This is a genomic window from Streptomyces sp. KLMMK (genome assembly GCF_036961605.1).
Lineage (GTDB): Bacteria > Actinomycetota > Actinomycetes > Streptomycetales > Streptomycetaceae > Streptomyces > Streptomyces telluris.
Genome location: NZ_JBAMDC010000405.1, coordinates 1 through 5713, shown reverse-complemented (window position 1 = coordinate 5713; position 5713 = coordinate 1). Strand labels below are relative to the sequence as shown.

Here is a 5713-nt window from a genome sequence, read left to right as displayed (position 1 = left end):
CTGCGCTTCGGGCTGGAGCGCAGCTACCGCGTGCTCGCCCGGCTCGCCCAGCGCGGCGAGGAACGGATCGAACTGGTGGAGCGGGCAAACCGTTTCCGCCCCAGGACATGGGTGTGATCGATGTCGCAAGTGCCGCGCCCCTCACAACTGACGGCGTGCCCCGCCTGCAGGGAACCGCTGGACCCGGCCGACAATTTCTGCGGCGGCTGCGGCGCCGACCTGTCGGCGGTACCTGCGGTCCTCCCCGACGACGGCGACGGCCCGTCCGACTACCGGCTCGCGCTGCCCGACCCCGGCGCCCGGGCGGCCGTACGGGCTCCCCTCGTGCCTCCTGCGCCCTCGGACGACGGCCCGCCACAGCCCGCGCGGCCGCCGGGAAGTGACGCCTCGGCGGCCCCCGGCGCGCCCGACCCCCGCACCGGGTCCGTACTGGGCGGGGTCCCGGCACAGGCGGCGCACGAGGTCTCCGGGGCGCCGCCCGAGGAGGGGGCCGCCCACCCGGCCCCCGAGGGCACCGGGCGGATCTGCGGGTCGTGCCGATCCGGCATGATCGACAAGGACGGGTACTGCGAACACTGCGGGCATGCACAGCCGCGCGAACGGGATCACATGGAGCACCAGTTGCCAGGCGTCGCAGCGGTCAGCGACCGCGGACTGCGCCACCACCGGAACGAGGACGCGTACGCCGTGTCCGCCATCGCCCTCGCCGACGGGGCCCCGGCCACCGTCGCCGTCGTCAGTGACGGCGTGTCGTCCGCGACCCGCCCCGACGAGGCGTCGGCCGCGGCGTGCGCGGCCGCACGGGAGGTGCTGGTCGCGGCCCTGCCGGAGGGAGGGGATCCGCGGCAGGCCACCCATGATGCGATCATGCGGGCGGCCGAGGCGGTGACGTCGCTGGCCGCGCCCCCGCGCGGGCCGCTGCAGCACGACCCGCACCGCCAGGAGAACGCCCCCGCGTGCACGATCGTGACGGCCGTCGTCACCGGCGACCTGCTCACGGTCGGCTGGGTCGGCGACAGCCGGGCCTACTGGGTGCCGGAGGACCGTTCCACCCAGCCCGCCCGGCTCACCGAGGACGACTCGTGGGCCGCTCAGATGGTCGCCGCGGGCCTGCTGACGGAGGCCGAGGCGTACGCCGACGAGCGGGCCCACGCCATCACCGGCTGGCTGGGCGCGGACGCCTACGAGGTCGAGCCGCACACCGCGTCCTTCCACCCCGACCGCAAGGGCGTGGTCATCGTCTGCACGGACGGGCTGTGGAACTACGCCGAGTCCGCCGAGCTGATGGCCGAGGTCACCCCGCCGGACGCCAGGACGCGGCCGCTGGAGTGCGCCCGGCAACTGCTGGCCCACGCCCTGGACGGAGGGGGCCACGACAACGTAACAGTGGCCGTACTGCCGTTCCCGCTGTCGCCCGAGGGGGCAGGATCGGCCTGAGACCAGGGCTCCCCCGGCTGCCGCCGGAGGTGCCCGCAGGGGGGATGCGCGCCGGTAGCCCGGCCGGTGCCGCGCGCAGGTCCGCCCGGGTGTCCATGGCACGGACGGAGTACCGAGGAGCGGATCAGATGGCCAATTTCTCCAAGCCGAGCGAGCACCGGTTCACGGTCGAGGTGTACCAGAACGCCCATCTGCCGGAAGGCGGGCGCGAGGTCAACGCGATCGTCACGGTCACCGCCACGGGCGGAGGGACCATGGCGGAGGCACCGCTCGCCTCCCGGACTCCCCTGGTGCCCCATCAGTCCCCGGCGTCCTACGGGCAGCGGGCCGCCGGCCCCGACGCGGCCGTGGTCATCATGGTCGACTGCTCCGGCTCGATGGACTACCCGCCGACCAAGATGCGGGGTGCCCGCGCCGCCACGGCGGCCGCCATCGACACCCTGCGCGACGGCGTGGCCTTCGCCGTCGTCGCCGGCACCCACCAGGCGAAGGAGGCCTACCCCGGCGGCGGGCGGCTCGCGCTGGCCGACGCCACCACCCGGCAGCAGGCCAAGGACGCCCTGCGCAAGCTCACCCCGGGCGGCGGCACCGCCATCGGCACCTGGCTGCGCCTGGCCGACCGGCTGCTGGAGTCGTCCGAGGCGCCGATACGGCACGGCATCCTCCTCACCGACGGCCGCAACGAGCACGAGGAACCCGACGCCCTGCGCGCCTCGCTGAAGGTCTGTGCGGGCCGGTTCACCTGTGACGCGCGCGGGGTGGGCACCGACTGGGAGGTCAAGGAGGTCACCGGCATCGCCTCGGCGCTGCTGGGCACGGCCGACATCGTCGCCGACCCGGCCGGGCTGTCCGCCGATTTCACGCGGATGATGGAGACCGCCATGGGCAAGGAGGTCGCGGACGTGGCCCTGCGCCTGTGGACGCCGCAGGGCGCCGAGGTGCGGTTCCTCAAGCAGGTCGCACCGTCCCTGGAGACGCTGACCGAGCGGCGCGTGGACGCCGGCCCGCGCATCGGCGACTACCCCACCGGCTCCTGGGGCGACGAGTCCCGCGACTACCACCTGTGCGTGCGGGTGCCCGCCGCCTCGGTGGGCGAGGAGATGCTCGCCGCCCGCGTCTCGCTGGTGCTGCCCGCGCCCGCGGGCTCCTCGCCGCGGGCACTGGCGCAGGGGCTCGTGCGGGCGGTCTGGACGGACGACCTCGCCGCGTCCACCTCCCTCAACCCCCAGGTCGCGCACTACACCGGCCAGGCCGAGCTGGCCCGGGTCATCCAGCAGGGCCTGGACCTGCGCCGGTCGGGCGACATCGACGGGGCGACGGCCAAGCTCGGCCGCGCCGTCCAGCTGGCGAACCGCTCCGGCAACGAGGACACTGCGAAACTCCTCGCCAAGGTGGTGGACGTGGTGGACGCCGCGACGGGTACTGTGCGGCTGAAGGCGAAGGTCACGGCGGAGGCGCAGATGACCCTCGAAACGCGCTCGACGAAAACCGTACGGGTGAGGAAGTAGCGCCGGGAGGCGTGGCGGCCGCAGAGTGTGCCGCGGCGCGGACCGTCCGCCCCGACCCCGGGAAGCACCGCCGGCAGGCCACCGTCCCGCCGGCAACGACCGCAACGAACGGCACACGAGGGGGATCAACCGACATGCCGACCTGCCCGAACGGCCACCAGTCGACGGCCGAGGACTGGTGCGAGGTGTGCGGCCACCGCATGTCGGGGGCGCCCGAGCGGCCCGGCCCCGCCGGAGCCACGGGTGCCGTCCCGCCGCCTCCCCCCGCACCGCCCACCGGCGCGCCCCTGCCGCCCCCGAGCGGCCCGCAGGGCGCGCCCGGCTACGGCTACGGCGGGCACACCGGGGACACGACCGTCCAGGCGGAGCTGTGCCCGCACTGCCGTACGCCCCGCGAGGCGCAGGCACCTTTCTGCGAGGAGTGCCGGTACAACTTCCTGACCCGGACGGGCGCTTCGTTCGGGCCGCCGCCACCGCTGTCCCCGCAGGGGCTGCAGTCGGCTCCGCCGCCCCCGCCGCAGCACACCCAGCCGCCGCAGTCCTACGAGTACTACGGCTCGCGCCCGTCGCGGATCAACCGCCCGGCCGAGCCGCTCACTCCGGAGACGCACACGTCCTCCCCGTACGCCGAGCCGGTCTACGCGGACGAGGCCGGCGGGGACTGGATGCTGCCCCCGCCGGGCACGGCCACGGCGCCGCCCGCCTCGCCCTACGCGTACGAGCCCGCGGCGGCGGGCGGGGTGCCGGGGCAGCAGCAGGCTCCGCAGCAGCACGCACCCGCCGGGTGGACGGCCGTCGTGGCACCCGACCGCGAGTACTTCATGGCGATGATGAACCGCAGCGGCCCCGAGGCCGCCGGGCTCAACCTCCCGGCGTACTCGCCCGAGCTGCAGCTGCCGCTGAACGGGCCGCAGGTCACGGTCGGGCGGCGGCGCCACAGCACCGGCGAGTCGCCGGACATCGACCTGTCGCGCCCGCCGGAGGACCCCGGCGTCTCGCACCAGCACGCGATGTTCGTGCAGCAGCCCGACGGCAGCTGGGCCGTGGTCGACCAGGACTCCACCAACGGCACCACCATCAACGGCTCGGAGACGCCGATCCAGCCCTACGTGCCCGTGCCGCTGCAGGACGGCGACCGGGTGCACGTGGGGGCATGGACGACGATCACGCTGCACCGGGGCTGACGGGCCGCGGGCGCCGGCCCGCGGCACCCCTCAGGGCCGGCGCGTACCGCCCAGCGGCCACCTGCACGGGCCCTCGGGGTGGTCCAGCCACGCCCACTGGGCGTCGCCCGCGACCGAGACGCCGAAGCGCTCGCGCCCCGGGCGCCCCTCGGCGCGCCAGACGGCGTGGGCGCCCGCCGGGTCCAGGGCGCCGGCGGTCAGCGTCAGCAGGAAGCGGAAGCGCTCGCTCTGCAGCAGCCGGCAGGGCAGTCCCCTGATCCGGGGCACCGGCGCGGCCGCACCGCCGCGCAGCGGGACGAAGTAGGCGGGGGTGCGCAGGAACCTTCCCTCGGCGTGCGTGGCGTCCGCGACCCGCAGCGCGAGCAGACCGGTGGCGAGCGGGGCGAGGATCAGGCCGTCCGGCCGCGTCTGCGCGATCCAGGCGGGCGGCACCCGGGAGACGGCGCAGGTGGCCAGGATCCGGTCGAAGGGGGCGCGCCACGGGCAGCCGAGCGCGCCGTCGCCCGTGACGACCTCCGGGTGGAAGCCCGCCTCGGTGAGGTGGTCGCGGGCGGAGGCGGTGATCTCCGGGTCGAGGTCGGCGGTGGTGACGTTGCCGTCGCCGAGGCGGTGGGCGAGCAGGGCCGCGTTGTAGCCGGTGCCGGTGCCGATCTCCAGCACGCGGTGGCCGTCCTGGACGTTCAGGGCGGAGAGCATCCTGGCCATCAGGGAGGGCTGGCTGCTGGAGGAGATCAGCTCGCCGTCCCGGACGCGGGTGGCGAGCGGCTCGTCCGCGTAGGCGCCGACCAGCCAGTTCTCGTGACCCAGAGGGTCGGGGTCGCCGCCGGAGAGGCGCCGGTAGCCGCCCACGGCGCCGGTGTAGTAGACGGGGACGAACAGCTCCCGGGGCACCTCGGCGAAGGCGCGCCGCCACCGGGGGTCGGTCAGCTCGCCGGCCGCCCGCAGCCGCTCGACCAGCTCCGTGCGCAGCGCCGAGGACAGCTCCATGTCCCGCTTCAGATGGGTAGCGCCCATGACTCCACTGTGCGCCGCGGCTGCGGTTTGTGCGAAGGTCCTACATCGCCGGTCCTCGGCCGGTCCGTCTGAGACCATGGAGGGGTGATTGAGATTCCGCGCGGCACGCTTCAGGAGCAGACCTTCTACGAGCAGGTCGGCGGCGAGGAGACCTTCCGGCGCCTGGTCCGCCGCTTCTACGAGGGCGTGGCGGGCGACCCCCTGCTGCGGCCGATGTACCCCGAGGAGGACCTCGGCCCGGCCGAGGAGCGCCTGGTGCTCTTCCTCATGCAGTACTGGGGCGGGCCGCGGACGTACAGCGAGAACCGCGGCCACCCGCGGCTGCGGATGCGCCACGCCCCCTTCACCGTCGACCGGGCCGCGCACGACGCGTGGCTGCGGCACATGCGGGACGCGGTGGACGAGCTGCAGCTCGCTCCGGAGCTGGAGCAGCAGCTGTGGAACTACCTGACGTACGCGGCGGCGTCGATGGTGAACACCGAGGGCTGAGCTCCTCCCGCGGCGGGCCCGGGCCTCAGGCGGGCGTGACCGTCAGCCCGGAGAGCCCGCCCGTCCGTACCGCGATGGAGC

6 protein-coding genes are annotated in these 5713 nt (G+C 75.1%); 5 read left to right on the top strand and 1 reads right to left on the bottom strand.

All coding sequences use genetic code 11. The features are described from left to right. The 4 genes from V7793_RS32235 to V7793_RS32220 all read left to right on the top strand — a co-directional run. A partial coding sequence (locus V7793_RS32235; protein WP_443058037.1) for a tetratricopeptide repeat protein occupies positions 1–117 on the top strand: 117 nt, incomplete at its 5' end. Positions 118–120: 3 nt separating this feature from the next. Further along, complete coding sequence (locus tag V7793_RS32230) at positions 121–1437, top strand: protein phosphatase 2C domain-containing protein (protein WP_336013251.1); 1317 nt, start codon at positions 121–123, stop codon at positions 1435–1437. 128 nt (positions 1438–1565) lie between these two features. After that, entirely contained in the window at positions 1566–2945 is a 1380-nt protein-coding gene (locus V7793_RS32225) for a vWA domain-containing protein (RefSeq protein WP_336013250.1), read from the top strand. Positions 2946–3079: 134 nt separating this feature from the next. Beyond that, complete coding sequence (locus tag V7793_RS32220; RefSeq protein ID WP_336013249.1) at positions 3080–4129, top strand: FHA domain-containing protein; 1050 nt, start codon at positions 3080–3082, stop codon at positions 4127–4129. Between the two features lie 30 nt (positions 4130–4159). On the opposite strand, the gene V7793_RS32215 is transcribed toward V7793_RS32220, so the two are convergent. Then, the gene (locus V7793_RS32215; protein WP_336013248.1) at positions 4160–5143 is read right to left on the bottom strand and encodes a methyltransferase domain-containing protein; all 984 of its coding nucleotides are present in this window, start codon (positions 5141–5143) and stop codon (positions 4160–4162) included. 84 nt (positions 5144–5227) lie between these two features. Here V7793_RS32215 and V7793_RS32210 point away from each other — a divergent pair, with 84 nt between their 5' ends. Continuing rightward, positions 5228–5632: a globin gene (locus V7793_RS32210; protein ID WP_058044403.1), complete on the top strand. Its 405-nt coding sequence runs from the start codon at positions 5228–5230 to the stop codon at positions 5630–5632. Positions 5633–5713: the final 81 nt, after the last annotated feature.